This is a genomic window from Rhizobium sp. SJZ105 (assembly GCF_007828365.1).
Lineage (GTDB): Bacteria > Pseudomonadota > Alphaproteobacteria > Rhizobiales > Rhizobiaceae > Agrobacterium > Agrobacterium tumefaciens.
The window spans coordinates 238,905-256,871 of record NZ_VIUP01000004.1 but is presented as its reverse complement, the minus strand read 5'-3'; the positions used below and the strand labels follow the sequence as shown (position 1 = coordinate 256,871).

The following is a 17,967-nucleotide window of genomic DNA, read 5'->3' as shown; positions in this document are numbered from 1 at the left end:
GCGTCAGCTTCAGCGTGGTGCGTCGAGATTATCGATCCTGCGCAGCTTCGAAAAGCCGAGTGCCCAGATGACCGCAACCGCAAGCGTGCCCGCCCCGCCGATGACGACGGCTGGCACGGCCCCGACGACATGGGCCATGGTGCCGGCGCGGAACTCACCCAGCTCGTTGGACGCCCCGACAAACACCATGTTCACCGCATTCACGCGCCCGCGCACCTCATCCGGCGTCCAGAGCGCAATCAACGTTTCCCGCACATAAACCGACACCATGTCCGATGCGCCCATGACCACCAATGCGGCAATGGACACCCATGCGGTTTGAGAAAGTCCGAACACCACGGTGGAAATGCCGAAAAACCCGACACCGACGAACATCAGCAGGCCGGCATGGTGGCGGATGGGCCTGAACGCCAGAATGACCGCGACGGTTATGGCGCCGATACCGGGTGCCGCGCGCAGAAGCCCAAGCCCCCAAGGCCCGAGTGTCAGCACTTCCTTGGCGAAAATCGGCATCAGGGCGACAGCGCCGCCGAGCAACACGGCAAAAAGATCGAGCGAGATGGCGCCGAGAACCACTTTTTCCTGCGAGATGAATTTGAACCCGGCCAGCATGGTCTCGAGGCTGATCGCTTTCGCCGGACCCCGTTGCTCCGGTTTGCGGATCGTCACCGCCAGCACAGCGGACACGATGAACAGCACGAGCGCCACGCTATAGGCCACGGAAGCGCCGAGACCATAAAGCAGGCCACCGGCGACAGGGCCAAGAATGGACGCCATCTGCCATGAAGAGGAGTTCCAGGCGATGGCGTTCGGCAAATCCTCGACAGGCACAAGATTGGGAGCCAGCGATTGCACCGCCGGCCCCATGAAAGCCCGCTCTATGCCGAACACGACGAGAATGGCAAAGACCGGCCAGGGAGAAAAGCTGTGTGCCAGCGTCAGGCCAAGCAGAGCCGCCGCGCAACCGGCCGCGATCAGAAGGCATACGGCCATAATGCGCCTGCGATTGTGCCTGTCCGCCACCGTTCCAGTGACAAGGATCAAAAGCAGCGATGGCAAAAACTGGAAAAGACCGATCAAGCCGAGATAAAAGGCATTGCCGGTAACCTCATACATCTGCCAGCCCACGGAAACGCTGACGATCTGGATTGCGAAGGCCGAAAAAAACCGGGCGCTGAAAAAACGGCGATAGGAACTATGCCGGAATGCACCGAAGCGGTTTTCGGCAGAAGGCAGGGACATCGGCTGGGTGCTCTCGAGACAATATGAGAAGTCTGCAATAGAGCGATACGACAAGAATCGCCAGCCCTATAGGCGCAACACTTGCCGGTTCACGAGCGAATGTCTAAATGTCTTGCAATCAAGATACGGAGATATTGATGCTTGCCCTGTTTCAGACCATCGATCTGGCTTTGAACCTCTATACGTGGGTGCTGATCGCCAGCGCCATTTTTTCCTGGCTTTACGCCTTCAACGTCATCAACTCCCGCAACCAATTCGTGAATGCCATCGGCAGCTTTCTGGTCAACGTCACCGAGCCGGTTCTGCGCCCAATCCGTAGCATTCTGCCTAATCTCGGCGGCATCGATATTTCGCCGATCATCCTGCTGCTGATCATCTTCTTCATCCGCTCCTTCATGTGGAATACGCTCTATCCCATGGTCGCTTGAGCGACCTCTGGCAAAAACACGGCGATCACATACGCCTGTCCGTTCGCCTCACCCCGAACGGGGGACGCGATGCCATTGACGGCGTGGAGCAGGATGCTGACGGAAATGCCCATCTGAAGGCCCGCGTCAGTGCAGTGCCTGAGGGCGGCAAGGCGAACAAGGCCCTGGTTATTTTGCTGGCGAAAAAATTCGGCCTGCCCAAATCGTCCATCACCTTCATTTCAGGTGAAACAGCGCGTAAAAAAATCCTCCGGATCGATACCGACCCGGAGGATTTCGAAACGCTTTTTAGAAAGCTGGAAGTCTAAGGCAACGGGCTGAAATCAGCCCTGCGTCTTGTAGCGCTCGATGGCTTCGACGATCAGCTTCTTGGCAACGTCGACATCCTGCCAACCGCCCATCTTCACCCACTTGCCGGGCTCCAGATCCTTGTAGTGCTCGAAGAAGTGCTCGATCTGCTTCAGCGTGATTTCCGGCAGGTCGGTGTAGTTGTGGACCTTGTCGTAACGGCGCGTCAGCTTCGGAACCGGAACGGCGAGGATCTTCTCGTCCTTGCCGCCGTCGTCTTCCATGATCATGACGCCGATGGGGCGCACATTGATCACGCAGCCAGGAACCAGCGGGCGGGTATTGCAGATAAGAACGTCGATCGGGTCGCCATCGTCGGAAAGCGTGTGCGGCACGAAGCCATAGTTACCCGGATAGGTCATCGGCGTGTAGAGGAAGCGATCGACGATCAGCGCACCGGCGTCCTTGTCCATCTCGTACTTGATCGGCTGGCCGCCAACCGGCACCTCGACAATAACATTCACGTCTTCCGGCGGATTCTTGCCAATGGAAATTGCATCGATACGCATTCGCTTCCCTCATTCGACGGGGTTGGATTTGGTTTTCGATACTGGGAAAGTCGCCGTATTGCAACATGGCTTTAGGCGGATAAGGCAGAATGCCGAATTTGAGGGCATCGGGATTGTGAATGGCCGACCGGAAAAAATGAAACCGGCGTGAAATCACCCGGCTGCGTACTTAGTTCCAGACGAAACCGATCTTGCGCAGCGACCTGCCGCCGAAATCTTCCATGCCCTCGGCGATGTCCCGGCCGCCATGCGAACGGAAAAACCGATTGGCGACCTCGCTATCTTCGAGGCACCAGACCACAACACCGTTGCAGCCGAGCGAGGTCAGCAGCCGGCGAGCTTCCGTGAACAGCAGCGAGCCAAGCCCGATGCCCTGATATTCCGGCCGCAGATAAAGCTCGTAGATCTCGCCGTCATGCGGCAGCCCACGCGCACGGCTTAAGCCCAGCGTGGCATATCCGGCAACCACGCCCTTCACTTCCACCACCAGCATGGTTGCGGAACCCCGGGTCGCCTTCTTCCACCAGATTTCGCCGCGGCGCTCCAGCATCTGCGTCAGCGGTCGGTGCGGGATCAGCCCGGCATAGGCCTGTTGCCATGACAGACGGTGCGCTTCGGCTATTGCGCGCGCATCTTGCGGTTCGGCTCGGCGAACATCTATGGATAACGTTTTCATAACGCGATTCTGGCCCCGACCATGAAAACTTGCCAGCCATAAAGGTTAACGACAGCAAGCTTACCCACAGCCTATTCATGTGGACGACCGAGAAAAATTAACGCATCCTTAACCTTTGACACAAGGGTCTTTCGACTCATGCACAAATAAAACATGCGCATAAAAAAACCCGGCTCGCGGCCGGGTTTTTTCAAATTCTTTACGGGAAGCCGCAATCAAACTGCGAGCTTCGCCTTTTCGAAACGCTTGCGATCGTTGGCGTCGAGGAACATCTTGCGCAGACGGATGGACTTCGGCGTCACTTCCATCAGCTCGTCGTCCTGGATCCAGGAAAGCGCGCGGTCGAGCGTCATGCGGATCGGCGGCGTCAGCTTTACGGCTTCATCCTTGCCGGCGGCGCGGATGTTGGTCAGCTGCTTGCCCTTCAGCACGTTCACTTCGAGATCGTTATCGCGCGAGTGAATGCCGATAATCATGCCGGCATAAACCTTCTCACCCGGCTCGATGATCATCGGGCCACGATCTTCCAAGTTGAACATGGCGTAGGCGACAGCTTCGCCCGAACCGTTCGACAAAAGAACGCCGTTAACGCGACCAGCAATCGCACCCTTGTACGGCTGATAGTCGTGGAACAGACGGTTCATGATCGCCGTGCCGCGCGTGTCGGTCAAAAGTTCCGACTGGTAGCCGATCAGGCCGCGGGTCGGAGCGTAGAACTTCAGACGAACGCGATTACCGCCGGATGGACGGAGCTCAGCCATTTCAGCCTTGCGCTCGGACATCTTCTGAACGACGACGCCGGAATGCTCTTCATCGACGTCGATCACGACTTCTTCGATCGGCTCCATCATGGCGCCGTTCTCATCCTTGTGCATGACAACGCGCGGACGCGAAACTGCAAGCTCGAAGCCTTCGCGACGCATCGTTTCGATGAGAACTGCCAGCTGCAATTCGCCACGCCCGGAAACGAAGAACGAGTCCTTGCCTTCAGCCTCTTCAATCTTCAGCGCGACGTTGCCTTCGGCTTCCTTGAACAGGCGGTCGCGGATGACGCGGCTCGTGACCTTGTCGCCTTCGGTGCCGGCAAGCGGGCTGTCGTTGACGATGAAGGACATGGTAACGGTCGGCGGATCGATCGGCTGTGCGGTCATCGCCTCGGTGACGGAAGGGTCACAGAAGGTATCGGCAACAGTGCCCTTGGAAAGACCAGCGATGGCGACGATGTCACCCGCATGGGCTTCATCGATGGACGTGCGCTCAATGCCGCGGAATGCGAGGATCTTGGAAATACGACCGGTTTCGATCGTCTTGCCGTCCTGGCCAAGTACCTTCACGGCCTGGTTCGGCTTGATCGAACCGGAAGCGATACGGCCGGTGATGATACGGCCGAGGAAGGGGTTGGCTTCGAGGATGGTACCGATCAGACGGAACGGACCTTCTTCAACCGTAGGCTCCGGAACATGCTCGAGAACCAGATCGAGCAACGGTGCAAGACCCTGATCCTTCGGACCTTCTGGGTTGACGTTCATCCAGCCGTCACGGCCGGAACCGTAAAGGATCGGGAAGTCGAGCTGCTCGTCGGTAGCATCGAGATTTGCGAAAAGGTCGAAAACTTCGTTGATGACTTCTTCATGGCGGCCATCCGGACGGTCGATCTTGTTGATCGCGACGATCGGACGAAGACCAACCTTCAGCGCCTTGCTGACGACGAATTTCGTCTGCGGCATCGGGCCTTCGGAACTATCGACCAGAACGATCGCGCCATCCACCATCGACAGGATACGCTCAACTTCGCCGCCGAAATCGGCGTGGCCGGGGGTGTCGACGATGTTGATGCGAACACCCTTCCACTCCACCGAAGTCGCCTTGGCAAGAATGGTGATGCCGCGTTCCTTTTCGAGATCGTTGCTATCCATCACGCGTTCCGCAACGCGCTGGTTGTCGCGGAACGAGCCGGACTGCTTCAGAAGCTCGTCAACGAGCGTCGTTTTTCCATGGTCAACGTGCGCGATAATCGCGATGTTGCGAATTGCCATTGTTCAAAATCTCTGAGGTTGGGCGCTACCGTCGTGAGATGCGCCAATTTAGTTTGGCGCGCTCATAACCTTTTTTTTGCAAATGCGAAAGGGGGGCATTGTCATATGCCCCCTGCGCTCAGGTTCTAGCTCAAGAATATGACAGTCTTTTATACGAGACCGCGCTTCAAAAGCATGGCATCGGGACTTGGCATCTTGCCACGAAAAGCGAGATAGGCCTCCTCCGGATCGATCGAGCCACCGACTGAATAGATATTCTCTTTCAGCTTGCGCGCCATTTCACCATCGAAGGCATTGCCGGTTTCCTCGAAGGCAGAAAACGCGTCGGCGTCCAGCACCTCCGACCACATGTAGGAATAATAACCGGCCGAATAACCATCACCGGAAAACACATGCTGGAAATGTGGCGTCGCATGCCGCATGACAATGGACTTGGGCATGTTCAGGGCGGAAAGCACCTCACCTTGCACGACCATGGGATCGCCGACGCTGTCACGGGTATGGAACGCCATATCGACGATAGCCGAAGAAGTGAATTCCACCGTGCTGAAACCGGCATTGAAGGTCTGTGCTGCCAGAACCTTGTCCAGCAGCGCCTTTGGCATCGGTGCCCCGGTTTCATAATGCAGGGCATATTTCTCCAGAATTTCCGGCACGGTCAGCCAGTGTTCGTAAAGCTGCGACGGCAACTCAACGAAATCGCGCGACACACCCGTTCCGGAAACGGAAGGATAAGTGACATCAGATAACATGCCGTGCAGGGCGTGGCCGAATTCGTGAAACAGCGTGCGCGCATCATCGAGCGAAAGCAGCGCAGGCTTCCCCTCTGCCGGTTTTGCAAAATTGCAGACATTGTAGATGATCGGTATTTCACCGACAGTGCCGTTCTTCAAAGGCAGCTTGTGCTGCGACTGGAACGAACTCATCCACGCGCCGGAACGCTTGGACGGGCGGGCGAAATAATCGCCGAGGAACATGGCCTTCAGGTCGCCCTTGTCGTCGCGGATTTCAAAAACCCGCACATCGGGATGATAGGCGGCGACACCCTTGATCTCGACGGCACGAATTGCAAAGAGCCGGTTGGCCACATCGAAACACGCATCGATGATCTTTTCCAATTGCAGATACGGCTTCAATTCAGTCTCGGAGAAGCTGAATTTCTGTGCCCGCAGCTTTTCGGCGTAATGGCGCCAGTCCCAGGGCATCACCTCGTGGTTCTTGCCCTCCGCGGCGATGATGGCGGCAAGTTCAGCCTCCTCCTCACCCGCGCGCAGCACGGCCTTTTCCCAGACCTGGCCCAGAAGACCGTTCACGGCATCCGGCGTTTTTGCCATCGTGTCGTCCAGCTTGTAGGCAGCAAAATTCTTGTAGCCGAGAAGCTGTGCCTTTTCCTCACGCAGTTCCAGCGTACGGCGGACGGTTGCGCGGTTGTCGGTATCGCCACCATTTTCGCCGCGAGCCACCCAGGCCTTGAAGGCTTGCTCGCGCAAGTCGCGGCGTTCGGAGAAGGTCAGGAATGGCTCGATGATGGAGCGGGAAAGGGTAACGGCAAATTTGCCTTCTTCGCCATGTTCGCGCGCGGCGCCTGCCATGGCATCACGCAGAAAACCGGGAATGCCGGAAAGCTCGTCGTCGGTAGAAAGCAGAAGTTTCCAGCTCTTTTCATCCGCCAGAACATTCTGCCCGAATTTGGCACCGAGACCGGCAAGCTCTTCATTGATGGCCGCCAGACGCTCCTGACGGTCCTTCTGCAACTTTGCGCCGGAGCGCACGAAACCCTTCCAGTGCCGTTCGAGAACGCGTTTTTCCTCGCCGGTCAGGGAAAGCGAATCGCGCGTTTCCCATAGCGTGTCGATGCGTCTGAACAGCGCCTCGTTCATGCCGATCTTGGAATAGTGCCGTGACATTTTCGGCGCGATTTCCCGCTCCAGTGCCTGAATGACGCTGTTGGTGTGGGCACCCGCCTTGTTCCAGAACAGCGCCGAAATGCGCGAGAGTTCGTCGCCTGCGATTTCAAGCGCGGTCACGGTGTTTTCGAAGGTCGGCGCCTGCGGATTGCCGGCAATCGCATCGATTTCCTGTTCATGGGACAAAAGGGCGGCTTCAAAGGCCGGAGCAAAATCCTCATCCTTGACCGCATCGAATTTCGGCAGACCGTTCTGACCGTTCCAGGTAACGAGTGCGGGATAGGGCGCGGTCGTGGATGGCATTTCATCTTCCTTGTACAATTCCGGTTTACGCCCATATGGGCATGCCTCCACCGCCAATTCAATATGCCGGAATTTGGTGTGGAAGACATGATCGTCAACACCGCCAAGTATTGACCGGCATGGCGACGGCATGTTTTGATTTCTCGCAATAATATCCCATGATGGAGATATGTATTATGGAGATTTATTCTTTAAGGTCTGCCAATAGTTTCCTTTTCAGGGACAATCCCAAAAACAGCAGACCCGTGGGAAGCCCCGATTTCGGCAAGGCAGCCCCATCCGACGCGGCCACCGGCTTTGAAGAAACGATAGACCGCATCGATTTCACCCGTGTTAGCCCCCGGCAATTGCGGGAAATCGCGCAGGAATATTACTTTACCGGAAAAATCAGCCACGATACCTGGCTTGAGCTTTCGTCCGAACTTCCGGCACAGACGCTGAATGCCAATGGCGAGGTGATTGACATTGCCGACGTGACCGACGACACGGATTTCGACTTTGTGACGTATTTTTCTGACCGGATCGAGATTGCCCGTTCCATTGGCACGACGGATGAAGTGGAAAAAATGCAGGGTGTATTGTCTTTTTTTGCTTCGACGTGACGATGACAGGCAATGTTGTTGGACGTCCCGCAATCAAACTGACGAATACTTTAGGCAATTTTCGATAATATGATTTATGCGCCATTGCTTATCGCCCGAAACTTAGTAAGGCTGACTTACCAAAAGGCGAAGCATGGGCACACGCGAAAAAGATTCATTGGCATTTTTGCTGAACAGCGGCGCACGCCTGCTGAACAGTGCATTTGAGCGCCGTATCTCGGAAGCCGGACTGGGCCTTACCCCCGGCGAAGCAAGAGCATTGCTGACAGTTGCGGTTATCGATGGCAGCAAGCAGGCTGACATCGCCGCCCGTCTCGGCATCGAACCCATGACGATCTGCGCCTATCTCGACAAGTTGCAGTCACTCAATCTGATAGAACGCCAGCAGGACCCGCAGGACAGGCGTTCCAAACGTATCGTCCTGACGAAAACCTCCGCCGACATGCTGGAAGCTGTCGGTCATGAAATCGACCAGCTCGTTCTTCAGGCCACACAGGGACTGAACGAAGAGGAAGTCGCGCTTTTCCGTAGCTTCCTGCAGACGCTTCGCAACAATCTGCAACCGGAACAGCAGGGCCAGAACGGCTGATCGCAATGTCGAAAACGATCATGTCCAGAAAGCGCACGGCTTTGCTCGGAGCATTGCTGACAGCGCTGGCGCCCATTTCCATGTCGATTTACACGCCGGCCATGCCGGAACTGACACGGGTTTTCGCAACCACCGAGTCCGCCATAAAACTCAGCCTGTCGCTCTATTTTGCCGGTTTTGCCTTAGCCCAATTGCTTGCCGGGCCGGCATCCGATGCCTTCGGGCGGCGCAAGGCGAGCCTCGTCTTCCTGTCGATCTTTCTGGGCGGTGGTGTGCTCGCCCTCTTGGCCCCAACCATCGAAGTGCTGCTGTTCGCGCGCCTCGTTCAGGGCATCGGCGCTTCCGTTGGCATGACTGTTGCGCGCGCCGTGGTGCGCGATCAGTTCACCGGCCCGGAAGCCTCCAGCATCATGAACCTCATCGGCATCATGCTGGCGATCGGCCCTGCGATGGGGCCGACGATAGGTGGTCTGTCACTTGCGGCTTTTGGCTGGCAATCGGTGTTTTTCCTCATGGCCGGTCTCGGAGCTATCGCCATCCTTTCGGTGGTGCTTTTTCTGCGTGAAACGACGTTGCCTGACAAAACCAGGATCCGACCCCGACACCTTCTGTCGGCCTATGCCACATTGCTGAAGCAGCCGCGTTTTCTTCTGGCCGCCCTCGTGCTCGGCGGCTCCATCGGCGCGCTTTATGCGCAAGCCACCATGCTGACCTTCATCCTCATCAACGAAGTCGGCATGTCCCCCACGGCCTTCGGTGTCGGCATGCTGATGCAAACAGGCGCCTATTTCTTCGGGTCGATTGCGTTGCGTTACATCGCGCCGAGACTGGGCGACCGGCGTTCCGTCGTGCTTGGCCTTTGTTTTTCCGGCACGGGCGGTCTTCTCATCATGCTGTCGGTTTTCCTCGTGCCGCCATCCTTCCTCTCCATCATGGGGCCCGTCGCAGTGGCGACCGTCGGGATCGCGCTGTTGACGCCTTCGATGGTCACGGCGGCCCTCGCCCCCTTCCCGCATATCGCCGGCTCGGCATCAGCCATGATGGGTTTCATCCAGATGGGATCTGGTTTTGCGGGTGGGGCAATGGCCTCGCTCATCGGTTCCCCGCTGACCAGCTTCGGCATCATCATTCCGGTTATGGAATTCGTGGCCGTTGCCAGCTACATCGGCTTTCGCGCCGTTTCCAGAAGAGAGACATGAAAAACCCGCAGGCGTTGCCACCTGCGGGTTTTTCCAATTCATACTTAAGCAGAATTACTTGCCGAGATTACGCTTCGCCAGGGTGCGCAGGCGCAGGGCATTGAGCTTGATGAAGCCAGCTGCGTCCTTCTGGTCATAAGCACCGTGGTCGTCCTCGAACGTCACCAGCGCGTCGGAATAGAGCGACTTCGCGCTCTCGCGGCCGGTCACCATGACATTGCCCTTGTAGAGCTTCAGCGTCACTTCACCTTCCACATGCTCCTGGCTCTTGTCGATCAGGGCCTGCAGCATCTCGCGCTCGGGCGAGAACCAGAAGCCGTAATAGATGAGTTCGGCGTAACGCGGCATCAGATCGTCCTTCAGATGCGCGGCACCCCGGTCGAGCGTGATGGATTCGATCGCGCGATGCGCAGCCAGCAGGATGGTGCCACCGGGCGTTTCGTAGACGCCACGCGACTTCATGCCGACGAAGCGGTTCTCGACCAGATCGAGACGGCCGATGCCGTTTTCGCGACCATAATTGTTGAGCGTCGCCAGAAGCGTGGCAGGCGACATTTCCACACCGTTGATGGAGCAGGCATCACCCTTGCGGAAACCGACCTTGATAACGGTTGCCTTGTCAGGCGCCGCTTCCGGGGAAATGGTGCGCATGTGCACATATTCTGGGGCTTCCTTAGCCGGGTCTTCCAGAACCTTGCCCTCGGACGAGGAGTGCAGCAGGTTGGCGTCGACGGAGAACGGAGCTTCGCCCTTCTTGTCCTTGGCCACGGGAATCTGGTTCTTTTCGGCAAATTCCAGAAGGTCGGTCCGGCTCTTGAAAGTCCAATCGCGCCATGGGGCGATGATCTTGATATCCGGGTTCAGCGCATAGGCCGAAAGCTCGAAACGGACCTGGTCGTTGCCCTTGCCGGTGGCGCCATGCGCAATGGCATCGGCACCGGTCTTCTTGGCGATCTCGATCAGGTGCTTGGAAATCAGCGGGCGGGCGATGGAGGTACCGAGCAGATAGACACCTTCATAAACGGCGTTGGCACGGAACATCGGAAAAACGAAATCACGCACGAACTCTTCGCGGACGTCCTCGACGAAGATTTCCTTGATGCCCAGCAACTCGGCCTTCTTGCGCGCCGGCTCAAGCTCTTCGCCCTGGCCGAGATCGGCGGTAAAGGTCACGACCTCAGCGCCGAGTTCCGTCTGAAGCCACTTCAGGATGATCGAGGTGTCGAGGCCGCCGGAATAGGCGAGAACGACTTTCTTAACGTCTTTCGGGAGTGCCATTATGATGTCCATCTGCATGATGACGGCATCGGGGTACCGCCATTTCCTTGGGATTTCGGCACTTTTACAGTGCAACCCGAAAACTGTGAAGCGATTTTCGGAAAAGATGCCCGACAAAACAACGAATAGGACGAAAGGGCAATAGGCATTTGCGAAAGGTCAGATCCCCGCAACAGCGCGTCATGACTGGAACGAACGAATTGTCACATGCATTATGCGATTTCGCGCTTTAACATGAAGCGGCGCGATCAACTTGAAGACCGTGAATGAAGCCACTCAGGGTTCAGGCAACGTTGCAAACGGCTGGAAACAGCACAAAACGACGCGAAAGGAAAACCTATGACGACCATCCACCCCGCATTCAAGGAAGATAATGTCGCCGTCATCACCGGCGCGGCCTCCGGTATCGGACTTGCCGCGGCCCGGAAATTTGCCGGTTTCGGCATGAGCGTCGTCCTCGTCGATCTCGACGGTGACAGGCTTGCCGCAGCGCATGCTGATATTCTGACCATCGCAAAGGACGGCGAAGCACAGATCGTCGCAATACCGACCGACGTGTCGAAACTCGATGAGCTTGAGGCGCTGGAACGCGCTGTCATCCAGCGTTTCGGGCGGGTTCATGTGTTGATGAACAATGCCGGCATCCAGCCGGGCAGCGCCATCTTCGGCGCTCAGGCCAACTGGGAAAAAGTCATCAACGTCAACCTGATGGGTGTCGTGAACGGCAGCCGGGTGTTTGGGCAGGGCATGGTCGCCCATGGCGAGGCCGCGCTCATCATCAATACCGGTTCGAAACAGGGCATCACCACCCCGCCGGGCGATCCGGCCTATAATGTCTCGAAGGCCGGCGTCAAAGCCTTCACGGAAGCGCTACAGCACGAGCTGCGCAATATTCCGAACAGCGCGGTTTCCGCCCATCTCCTGATCCCCGGTTTCGTCTTTACCGGCCTCACGGCAAATGGCAGGACGGAAAAACCAGCAGGAGCCTGGACCGGCGAGCAAACCGTTGATTTCATGATCGAGAGCATCGCCAGGGGCGATTTCTACATTCTCTGCCCGGATGGCGAAGTGGATCGCCCGACGGACGAGAAACGCATTCTGTGGGCAGCTCAAGACATCGTCCAAAATCGTCCGCCACTGTCGCGCTGGCACACCGAATATTCCGCCGCCTTCACCAGCTTCCTCAAAAACTGATCGCCCGACGCCGCCGCACTTTGAAAGTTGCGGCGGCTATCCACTTTTGATCATCCCCGGTTTTCGTATCAATGTCCCGGCGCGCAAAAACATTGGCAGAAACGCGAATTCGCGTTAAGCAACGGCAGTCTCCAGCTTTACGGGTGCCGCGATGGATTTCGTTCCGAGCCTGCCAACACTTGCCGCCTTCACCGTCGCCATCCTGCTGCTGGCGGTAACGCCCGGTCCTGACATGACGCTATGGATCAGCCGGTCAATACGCGAGGGCCGGGCAGCGGGTTTCATGACCCTTGTGGGCACCAATCTCGGTATTACCGTGCATACGATGCTGGTTGCCTTCGGCGTCGCGGCCCTCATCGTCGCATCGCCGACAGCCTTCCTCATCCTGAAGACCGGCGGGGCCGCCTATCTTGTCTGGCTCGCCATTCAGGCGATCCGCAAGGGCTCGGATTTCGTGATGGTCAAGACCACGGGCGAAAAACAGCAATCTTCACTGAAATCCGCCTTGCTGAACGGTATTTGGGTCAATCTGCTCAATCCAAAGGTCATCATCTTTTTCATGACCTTCCTGCCGCAATTCGTCAGCGCATCCGATCCGTATGTCACCGGCAAGCTTATTTTCCTTGGGCTCTGGTCAATCATCGTGGCGCTGCCGATCGGCATCGGCATCGTCGTTGCCGCCGATGTGCTGTCGGCCTGGCTCCAGCGCAACAAGAAGGTTCTGCGCGGGCTGGATTATACGATCGCCGGTGTATTTTCGCTTTTCGCCGTCAAGATTTTCCTCACCCAGACGCGATGACGCACAAATAGAAAAGGCGCCCGCAGGCGCCTTTCGGATAACTCATCAGCCAATCAATAGCTCATCGTCATCAAGCGTCTGGCCTCGTATCTTGCGGAACATGTCGATAAGATCTTCGACCTGAAGACCCTTGCGGCTTTCGCCGGACACATCGAGCACGATTTCACCGGCGTGCAGCATGATCGTGCGGTCGCCATAGTCCAGCGCCTGACGCATGGAATGGGTAACCATCAGCGTCGTCAGCTTGCGCTCGGAAACCACCTTGCGGGTCAGCTCCATCACGAACTCCGCCATGCCGGGATCGAGTGCTGCCGTATGTTCGTCAAGCAGCAACACGTCCGAACCGGAAAGCGTTGCCATGACAAGCGAGACCGCCTGCCTTTGCCCGCCGGACAACAGATCCATGCGGTCCTTCAAACGATTTTCCAGACCGAGATTGAGCGAAGCGATACGCTCCCGGAAGAAATCCCGCCTGCCGCGCCCAAGCGCCGGCAACAAGCCGCGACGCTCTCCGCGAGACGCCGCAAGCGCAAGGTTCTCCTCAATTGTGAGCGCGCCACAGCTGCCAGCCAATGGGTCCTGAAACACGCGCGCCACCCGCCCAGCCCGGCTGGCGGTCGTTTTGCGTGTGACATCGGCGCCACCAACCATCACCTTTCCGGCCGTCGGCAGGACATCGCCCGCGAGAACGCCGAGAAGCGTGGATTTGCCGGCACCGTTGGAGCCGATCACGGTAACGAAGGAACCATCCTCGATGGTAAGATCGATCTTGGCCAGCGCCTGCTTTTGCAGCGGTGTGCCACGCCCGAAGATGACCTGAATGTCGGAAAGGGAAATCACGATGTTGCTCCCCCGCGGCGCAGTCGAGGCAGGATCAATGCAATGGCTACCAGTACCGCCGTAACGAAATTGAGATCGGAGGCCTTGAGACCCAGCACATCGCTCGACAAAGCGAGCTGGATGGCAAGGCGGTAGGCGATGGAGCCGAAAACACAGCCGATGAGCGCAATCAGAATGCCCCGCGAGCCGAACAGCGTTTCGCCGATGATGACGGCCGCAAGCCCGACGACGATGGTGCCGACACCGGCAGTCACATCGGCAAAGCCATTGGTCTGCGCAAAAAGCGCGCCGCCGAGCGCGACCAGTGCATTCGAAAGCGCCATGCCAAGATAGATCTGGTTGCCGGTCTTCACCCCTTGGGCGCGCGCCATCCGCGCATTCGCGCCCGTCGCCCGCATGGCAAGGCCCGCGTCGCTCTCAAGGAAACGCCAGACGAGAATGACAGCGAGCAATACCAGAACGCCGATAAAGAGTGGCCGCACGAGATATTCGGAAAGACCGAGACCGTAGAACGGCGAGATCATCGTATCCTGATTGAGCAGCGCCACATTCGGTTTTCCCATCACCCGAAGGTTCACCGAAAACAGCGCGATCATCGTCAGGATTGACGCAAGCAGGTTGAGTATCTTGAACCGAACGTTGAGCGTGGCCGTAACGATGCCAGCACCGGCGCCGGCAACCATCGCAATCGCCGTCGCGACCCACGCATTGAGGCCGGCGATGATCATCACGGCCGCAACGGCTGCGCCGAGCGGAAAGGAACCGTCAACGGTCAGATCAGGAAAATCAAGTACCCGGAAAGCGAGATAGACGCCGATCGCCACGAAGGCGAAGACCAGTCCCAGTTCCACGGCACCCCAGAAAGCGATTTGGCTCACGGTAATGTCCTTGTTATTGCCGCCGCGTCGGCGGATACGGGCACCGTTGCGTGCCGCGCAAAGCGGGCGGCGAGTGACCGCCGCCCGAAGTCCGGTTTAGTCGATGACCTTGGTGGCGCGCTTCGTCACGCTTTCGGGGAAGGTGACGCCAGCTTTTTCAGCAGCCTTCTTGTTGATCACCAGATCGGTGCCGACGGCAACGGTTGCCGGAATGTCGCCGGGCTTCTCACCCTTAAGAATGCGAACAACGACAGCGCCGGTCTGCTTGCCAACGTCGAAATAATTGAAGCCGAGAGCCGCAACCGCACCGCGCGCAACGGAATCCGTATCGGCGGCATAAAGCGGAATTTTCGCCTCACTCGCAACGCCAGCTGCCGCCTCGAAAGCGGAAACGATGGTATTGTCGGTCGGCACGTAGATCACGTCGGCCTTGCCGACCAGTGCGCGCGTCGCGCCCTGCACTTCGGCGGATTTTGTGGCGACAGATTCAACGACCTTCAGGCCGGCCTTTTCGGCCTCAGCCTTCAGCGCTGCAAGCGTCGAGACGGAGTTGGCCTCGGCGGAGTTGTAGATAAAGCCGATGGACTTGGCGTTGGGTGAAATTTCCTTGATCAGCGCCAGATGCTCGGCAACCGGCAGCATGTCGGAAAGTCCGGTCACGTTGCGGCCGGGCTTTTGCATGTCCTTGACGAGCTGTGCGCCAACCGGATCGGAAACAGCCGTGAAGACAACCGGAATGTCGCGCGTCGCCGCAACGACAGCTTGAGCGGACGGTGTGGAGATCGGCACGATGACATTGGGGGCTTCGCCCACGAACTGACGCGCAATCTGCGCTGCGGTGCCTGGATTGCCCTGCGCGGACTCGTAGAGGAACTTGAGGTTCTCGCCTTCCTTGTAACCGGCTTCGGCAAGCGCCGCCTTGACGCCGTCACGTGCGGCGTCAAGCGCCGGATGTTCGACAATGGCGGTGACGGCAACGGTGACGTTTTCAGCCTTGGCCGGCAGAACGAGGGCGCTCGCGGCTGCGAGCGCCAGAATGAATGCACGCATAGGTATCCTCCAGTTGGTTTCTTATTGCCGTCTTATTAGAAACAAGACCGCCCGAAATCAATCAAAGAACCGTAACGAACCAAGCTTTCTGCCGCGATTGGCGTCGATTCAGTCGTCCGCACCGTGGTTGGCAATCATCATCGCCTCGAAAGCCAGCCTTTCGGTTTTGCGCATGCGCTCGGATTCCGATTTCAGCTGGCCGCAGGCAGCGAGAATATCGCGGCCGCGCGGCGTGCGGATCGGCGAAGCGTAACCCGCCTGATTGATGAAATCCGCGAACTTCTCGATCTGCGCCCATTCGGAGCACTGGTAATTCGTGCCTGGCCACGGATTGAAAGGAATGAGATTGATCTTGGCTGGAACGCCCCTCAGAAGCTGCACCAGCATCTTGGCGTCTTCCAGACTGTCGTTCACATCCTTCAGCATCACATATTCGAAGGTAATGCGGCGGGCGTTGGAGACACCCGGATAATTGCGGCAAGCCTCGATCAGCTCCTTCAGCGGGTACTTCTTGTTGATCGGCACCAGCATGTCGCGCAGATCGTCGCGCACCGCATGCAGTGAAATCGCCAGCATGACGCCGATCTCATCGCCCGTGCGGAAGATTTCCGGCACGACGCCCGAGGTGGAAAGGGTCACGCGACGCTTGGAGAGCGACAGGCCGTCACCATCGGTGGCGATCAGAAGTGCGGTCTTCACATGCTCGAAATTGTAGAGCGGTTCGCCCATGCCCATCATCACGATGTTGGAGACCTTGCGGCCTTCGCTCGGCACATAGGCGCCGACCGGCGTCGAACCGTCAGGAAAATCGCCGAGCCGGTCGCGGGCGAGCAGAAGCTGGGAGAGAATTTCCTCGGCCGTCAGGTTCCGCACCAGACGCTGCGTGCCGGTGTGACAGAAGGAACACGTCAGCGAACAGCCCACCTGGCTCGAAATGCAAAGCGTGCCGCGTCCTTCTTCGGGAATATAGACCGTCTCGATCTCGACAGGACGTCCCGCACCGCGCGGCGGAAAACGCATCAGCCATTTGCGGGTGCCGTCGTTGGAAATCTGCTCCTCGACGATTTCCGGGCGGGCAATGGTGAAGGCTGCTTTTAGCTTTTCCCTGAGTTCCTTGGCAACATTGGTCATGTTGTCGAAATCCGAGACGCCGCGCACATACAGCCAGTTCCACAACTGGCTGACACGCATCTTCACCTGCTTCTGCGGCACGCCGATCTCGGCCAGCGCCTCGCCCATTTCCTCCCGCGTCATGCCGATCAGCGACGGCTTGCCGGACATGAGATCGCTATTGGCGATCAGGGGAGTTTTGACTGCCAGACCGGCAGGGGCATGCAATACGGACATCACGCTATCCCATCATCCAATGCATCGCACGACCGGCCTTTAGGAAAGGCGGAAAATCGTCTGCATGTCGAGAAAATCAAAGGCGGAGCACTTTTCGCGCATCCGCCTGTCAATGTTGCCGCGCCTTTAGCATCAAACAAGCAAAAACGCAAATGGCCGGTCGATGACCGGCCAATCACAAAGCTGACGAAGCGTCAGGATTACTTGCAGCTTTCGATCTGCTTGAAAGCAGCCGAAATGCCAGAAAGCGAATAGGAATAGGAAGTCGCAGTGCCGCGGCCGGACACCGCCTTCACCGTCATCGACTTGCCGCCCTTCATAGCGGCAACGAGAGCGGGTTCTTCGGCAGCATTTTCAACCCAGGCAGCCTTGTCCTTGGTGAACATCACGAAGTTCTTGTTGTCGATCGTGACATTGACCTTGGAGCCCTGCTTCAGCGGATAACCCACCATGGCCTGCGGCTCGTAGGAAATATTCTGGCCCGGACGCTGCGACACGATGAAGAAGATATCGCCGTGATCGACGCTCGCCGGTTCCTTGGAAGTGGGGATGGAAAGAACGTAGCAGACGGTGCTGTTGCCCGATTTGTACGAATAGGCGCCCCATGCATTGAACTGCTGGATGCGCGTGGGCGACTGTGCAGATGCTACGCCGACGCTGGTCAGCAAAATGGCCACTGCGGTTGCTACACTTCTTACAAACATAGAATTTCCTGCCGGGTTATTGTCTTCCATTGGCCCGA

General features: G+C 57.7%; 18 protein-coding genes. 7 read left to right on the top strand and 11 right to left on the bottom strand.

What is annotated here, in order from left to right; all coding sequences use genetic code 11:
• Nucleotides 1–9: 9 nt before the first annotated feature.
• Nucleotides 10–1,242 (bottom strand): MFS transporter, encoded by a 1,233-nt coding sequence (locus tag FB593_RS16080; protein WP_145166747.1) that lies wholly within the window; start codon nt 1,240–1,242, stop codon nt 10–12.
• A gap of 137 nt (nt 1,243–1,379) precedes the next feature.
• Between FB593_RS16080 and FB593_RS16075 the strand changes: the two genes are divergently transcribed.
• Nucleotides 1,380–1,670 (top strand): YggT family protein, encoded by a 291-nt coding sequence (locus tag FB593_RS16075; RefSeq protein WP_003516688.1) that lies wholly within the window; start codon nt 1,380–1,382, stop codon nt 1,668–1,670.
• Nucleotides 1,667–1,978, top strand: coding sequence for a DUF167 domain-containing protein (locus FB593_RS16070; RefSeq protein ID WP_003516687.1), 312 nt, complete (start codon nt 1,667–1,669; stop codon nt 1,976–1,978). Before FB593_RS16075 ends, FB593_RS16070 begins: the two co-directional genes overlap by 4 nt.
• Before the next feature lie 15 nt (nt 1,979–1,993).
• Here the strand turns inward: FB593_RS16070 and ppa are convergent, their stop codons facing one another.
• The 4 genes from ppa to FB593_RS16050 all read right to left on the bottom strand — a co-directional run bounded on the left by ppa (nt 1,994) and on the right by FB593_RS16050 (nt 7,449).
• A complete protein-coding gene (gene ppa, locus FB593_RS16065; protein WP_003516686.1) occupies nt 1,994–2,527 on the bottom strand; it encodes an inorganic diphosphatase in 534 nt (177 codons plus the stop codon).
• A 169-nt stretch (nt 2,528–2,696) separates the two neighbouring features.
• Entirely contained in the window at nt 2,697–3,203 is a 507-nt protein-coding gene (locus tag FB593_RS16060; RefSeq protein WP_003516685.1) for a GNAT family N-acetyltransferase, read from the bottom strand.
• A 215-nt stretch (nt 3,204–3,418) separates the two neighbouring features.
• A complete protein-coding gene (gene typA / locus FB593_RS16055; RefSeq protein ID WP_003516684.1) occupies nt 3,419–5,239 on the bottom strand; it encodes a translational GTPase TypA in 1,821 nt (606 codons plus the stop codon).
• A 149-nt stretch (nt 5,240–5,388) separates the two neighbouring features.
• Nucleotides 5,389–7,449, bottom strand: coding sequence for a M3 family metallopeptidase (locus FB593_RS16050; protein ID WP_145166746.1), 2,061 nt, complete (start codon nt 7,447–7,449; stop codon nt 5,389–5,391).
• Nucleotides 7,450–7,625: 176 nt separating this feature from the next.
• Between FB593_RS16050 and FB593_RS16045 the strand changes: the two genes are divergently transcribed.
• From FB593_RS16045 to FB593_RS16035, 3 genes are all read left to right on the top strand, one after another.
• Nucleotides 7,626–8,051, top strand: coding sequence for a hypothetical protein (locus tag FB593_RS16045; protein ID WP_145166745.1), 426 nt, complete (start codon nt 7,626–7,628; stop codon nt 8,049–8,051).
• Between the two features lie 133 nt (nt 8,052–8,184).
• Nucleotides 8,185–8,640: a MarR family winged helix-turn-helix transcriptional regulator gene (locus FB593_RS16040; RefSeq protein WP_003516681.1), complete on the top strand. Its 456-nt coding sequence runs from the start codon at nt 8,185–8,187 to the stop codon at nt 8,638–8,640.
• A gap of 20 nt (nt 8,641–8,660) precedes the next feature.
• Nucleotides 8,661–9,839, top strand: a complete 1,179-nt coding sequence (locus FB593_RS16035) for a multidrug effflux MFS transporter (protein ID WP_145166744.1) — start codon at nt 8,661–8,663, stop codon at nt 9,837–9,839.
• Between the two features lie 54 nt (nt 9,840–9,893).
• Here the strand turns inward: FB593_RS16035 and FB593_RS16030 are convergent, their stop codons facing one another.
• The gene (locus FB593_RS16030; RefSeq protein WP_003516677.1) at nt 9,894–11,117 is read right to left on the bottom strand and encodes an argininosuccinate synthase; all 1,224 of its coding nucleotides are present in this window, start codon (nt 11,115–11,117) and stop codon (nt 9,894–9,896) included.
• Nucleotides 11,118–11,456: 339 nt separating this feature from the next.
• Between FB593_RS16030 and FB593_RS16025 the strand changes: the two genes are divergently transcribed.
• Nucleotides 11,457–12,311 carry an SDR family NAD(P)-dependent oxidoreductase gene (locus FB593_RS16025; protein WP_003516675.1) on the top strand — a complete coding sequence of 285 codons (855 nt, stop codon included), beginning with the start codon at nt 11,457–11,459 and terminating at the stop codon, nt 12,309–12,311.
• Between the two features lie 151 nt (nt 12,312–12,462).
• Nucleotides 12,463–13,110 (top strand): LysE family translocator, encoded by a 648-nt coding sequence (locus FB593_RS16020; RefSeq protein WP_065662987.1) that lies wholly within the window; start codon nt 12,463–12,465, stop codon nt 13,108–13,110.
• Between the two features lie 45 nt (nt 13,111–13,155).
• Here FB593_RS16020 and FB593_RS16015 read toward each other — a convergent pair whose 3' ends face one another.
• The 5 genes from FB593_RS16015 to FB593_RS15995 form a co-directional block, all read right to left on the bottom strand.
• Nucleotides 13,156–13,950: an ABC transporter ATP-binding protein gene (locus FB593_RS16015; protein ID WP_019566037.1), complete on the bottom strand. Its 795-nt coding sequence runs from the start codon at nt 13,948–13,950 to the stop codon at nt 13,156–13,158.
• Nucleotides 13,947–14,828, bottom strand: coding sequence for an ABC transporter permease (locus FB593_RS16010; RefSeq protein WP_003516669.1), 882 nt, complete (start codon nt 14,826–14,828; stop codon nt 13,947–13,949). The genes FB593_RS16015 and FB593_RS16010 overlap by 4 nt, the downstream gene beginning before the upstream one ends.
• A gap of 96 nt (nt 14,829–14,924) precedes the next feature.
• Complete coding sequence (locus tag FB593_RS16005; RefSeq protein ID WP_003516666.1) at nt 14,925–15,878, bottom strand: ABC transporter substrate-binding protein; 954 nt, start codon at nt 15,876–15,878, stop codon at nt 14,925–14,927.
• A gap of 108 nt (nt 15,879–15,986) precedes the next feature.
• On the bottom strand, nt 15,987–17,159 hold the full coding sequence (gene rlmN, locus FB593_RS16000; RefSeq protein WP_075807724.1) for a 23S rRNA (adenine(2503)-C(2))-methyltransferase RlmN: 1,173 nt from the start codon (nt 17,157–17,159) through the stop codon (nt 15,987–15,989).
• A gap of 266 nt (nt 17,160–17,425) precedes the next feature.
• Nucleotides 17,426–17,929, bottom strand: a complete 504-nt coding sequence (locus FB593_RS15995) for an invasion associated locus B family protein (RefSeq protein ID WP_003516662.1) — start codon at nt 17,927–17,929, stop codon at nt 17,426–17,428.
• Between the last annotated feature and the right edge of the window lie 38 nt (nt 17,930–17,967).

Excerpts from the sequence above, each read along its gene's own strand:
- FB593_RS16060 (WP_003516685.1), bottom strand. The coding sequence starts at position 3,203 with ATGAAAACGTTATCCATAGATGTTCGCCGAGCCGAACCGCAAGATGCG.
- FB593_RS16035 (WP_145166744.1), top strand. The coding sequence starts at position 8,661 with ATGTCCAGAAAGCGCACGGCTTTGCTCGGAGCATTGCTGACAGCGCTG.
- FB593_RS16045 (WP_145166745.1), top strand. The coding sequence starts at position 7,626 with ATGGAGATTTATTCTTTAAGGTCTGCCAATAGTTTCCTTTTCAGGGAC.
- FB593_RS16020 (WP_065662987.1), top strand. The coding sequence starts at position 12,463 with ATGGATTTCGTTCCGAGCCTGCCAACACTTGCCGCCTTCACCGTCGCC.
- ppa (WP_003516686.1), bottom strand. The coding sequence starts at position 2,527 with ATGCGTATCGATGCAATTTCCATTGGCAAGAATCCGCCGGAAGACGTG.
- FB593_RS16080 (WP_145166747.1), bottom strand. The coding sequence starts at position 1,242 with ATGTCCCTGCCTTCTGCCGAAAACCGCTTCGGTGCATTCCGGCATAGT.
- FB593_RS15995 (WP_003516662.1), bottom strand. The coding sequence starts at position 17,929 with ATGTTTGTAAGAAGTGTAGCAACCGCAGTGGCCATTTTGCTGACCAGC.
- FB593_RS16005 (WP_003516666.1), bottom strand. The coding sequence starts at position 15,878 with ATGCGTGCATTCATTCTGGCGCTCGCAGCCGCGAGCGCCCTCGTTCTG.
- FB593_RS16040 (WP_003516681.1), top strand. The coding sequence starts at position 8,185 with ATGGGCACACGCGAAAAAGATTCATTGGCATTTTTGCTGAACAGCGGC.
- typA (WP_003516684.1), bottom strand. The coding sequence starts at position 5,239 with ATGGCAATTCGCAACATCGCGATTATCGCGCACGTTGACCATGGAAAA.
- FB593_RS16025 (WP_003516675.1), top strand. The coding sequence starts at position 11,457 with ATGACGACCATCCACCCCGCATTCAAGGAAGATAATGTCGCCGTCATC.
- FB593_RS16075 (WP_003516688.1), top strand. The coding sequence starts at position 1,380 with ATGCTTGCCCTGTTTCAGACCATCGATCTGGCTTTGAACCTCTATACG.
- FB593_RS16030 (WP_003516677.1), bottom strand. The coding sequence starts at position 11,117 with ATGGCACTCCCGAAAGACGTTAAGAAAGTCGTTCTCGCCTATTCCGGC.
- rlmN (WP_075807724.1), bottom strand. The coding sequence starts at position 17,159 with ATGTCCGGCAAGCCGTCGCTGATCGGCATGACGCGGGAGGAAATGGGC.
- FB593_RS16050 (WP_145166746.1), bottom strand. The coding sequence starts at position 7,449 with ATGCCATCCACGACCGCGCCCTATCCCGCACTCGTTACCTGGAACGGT.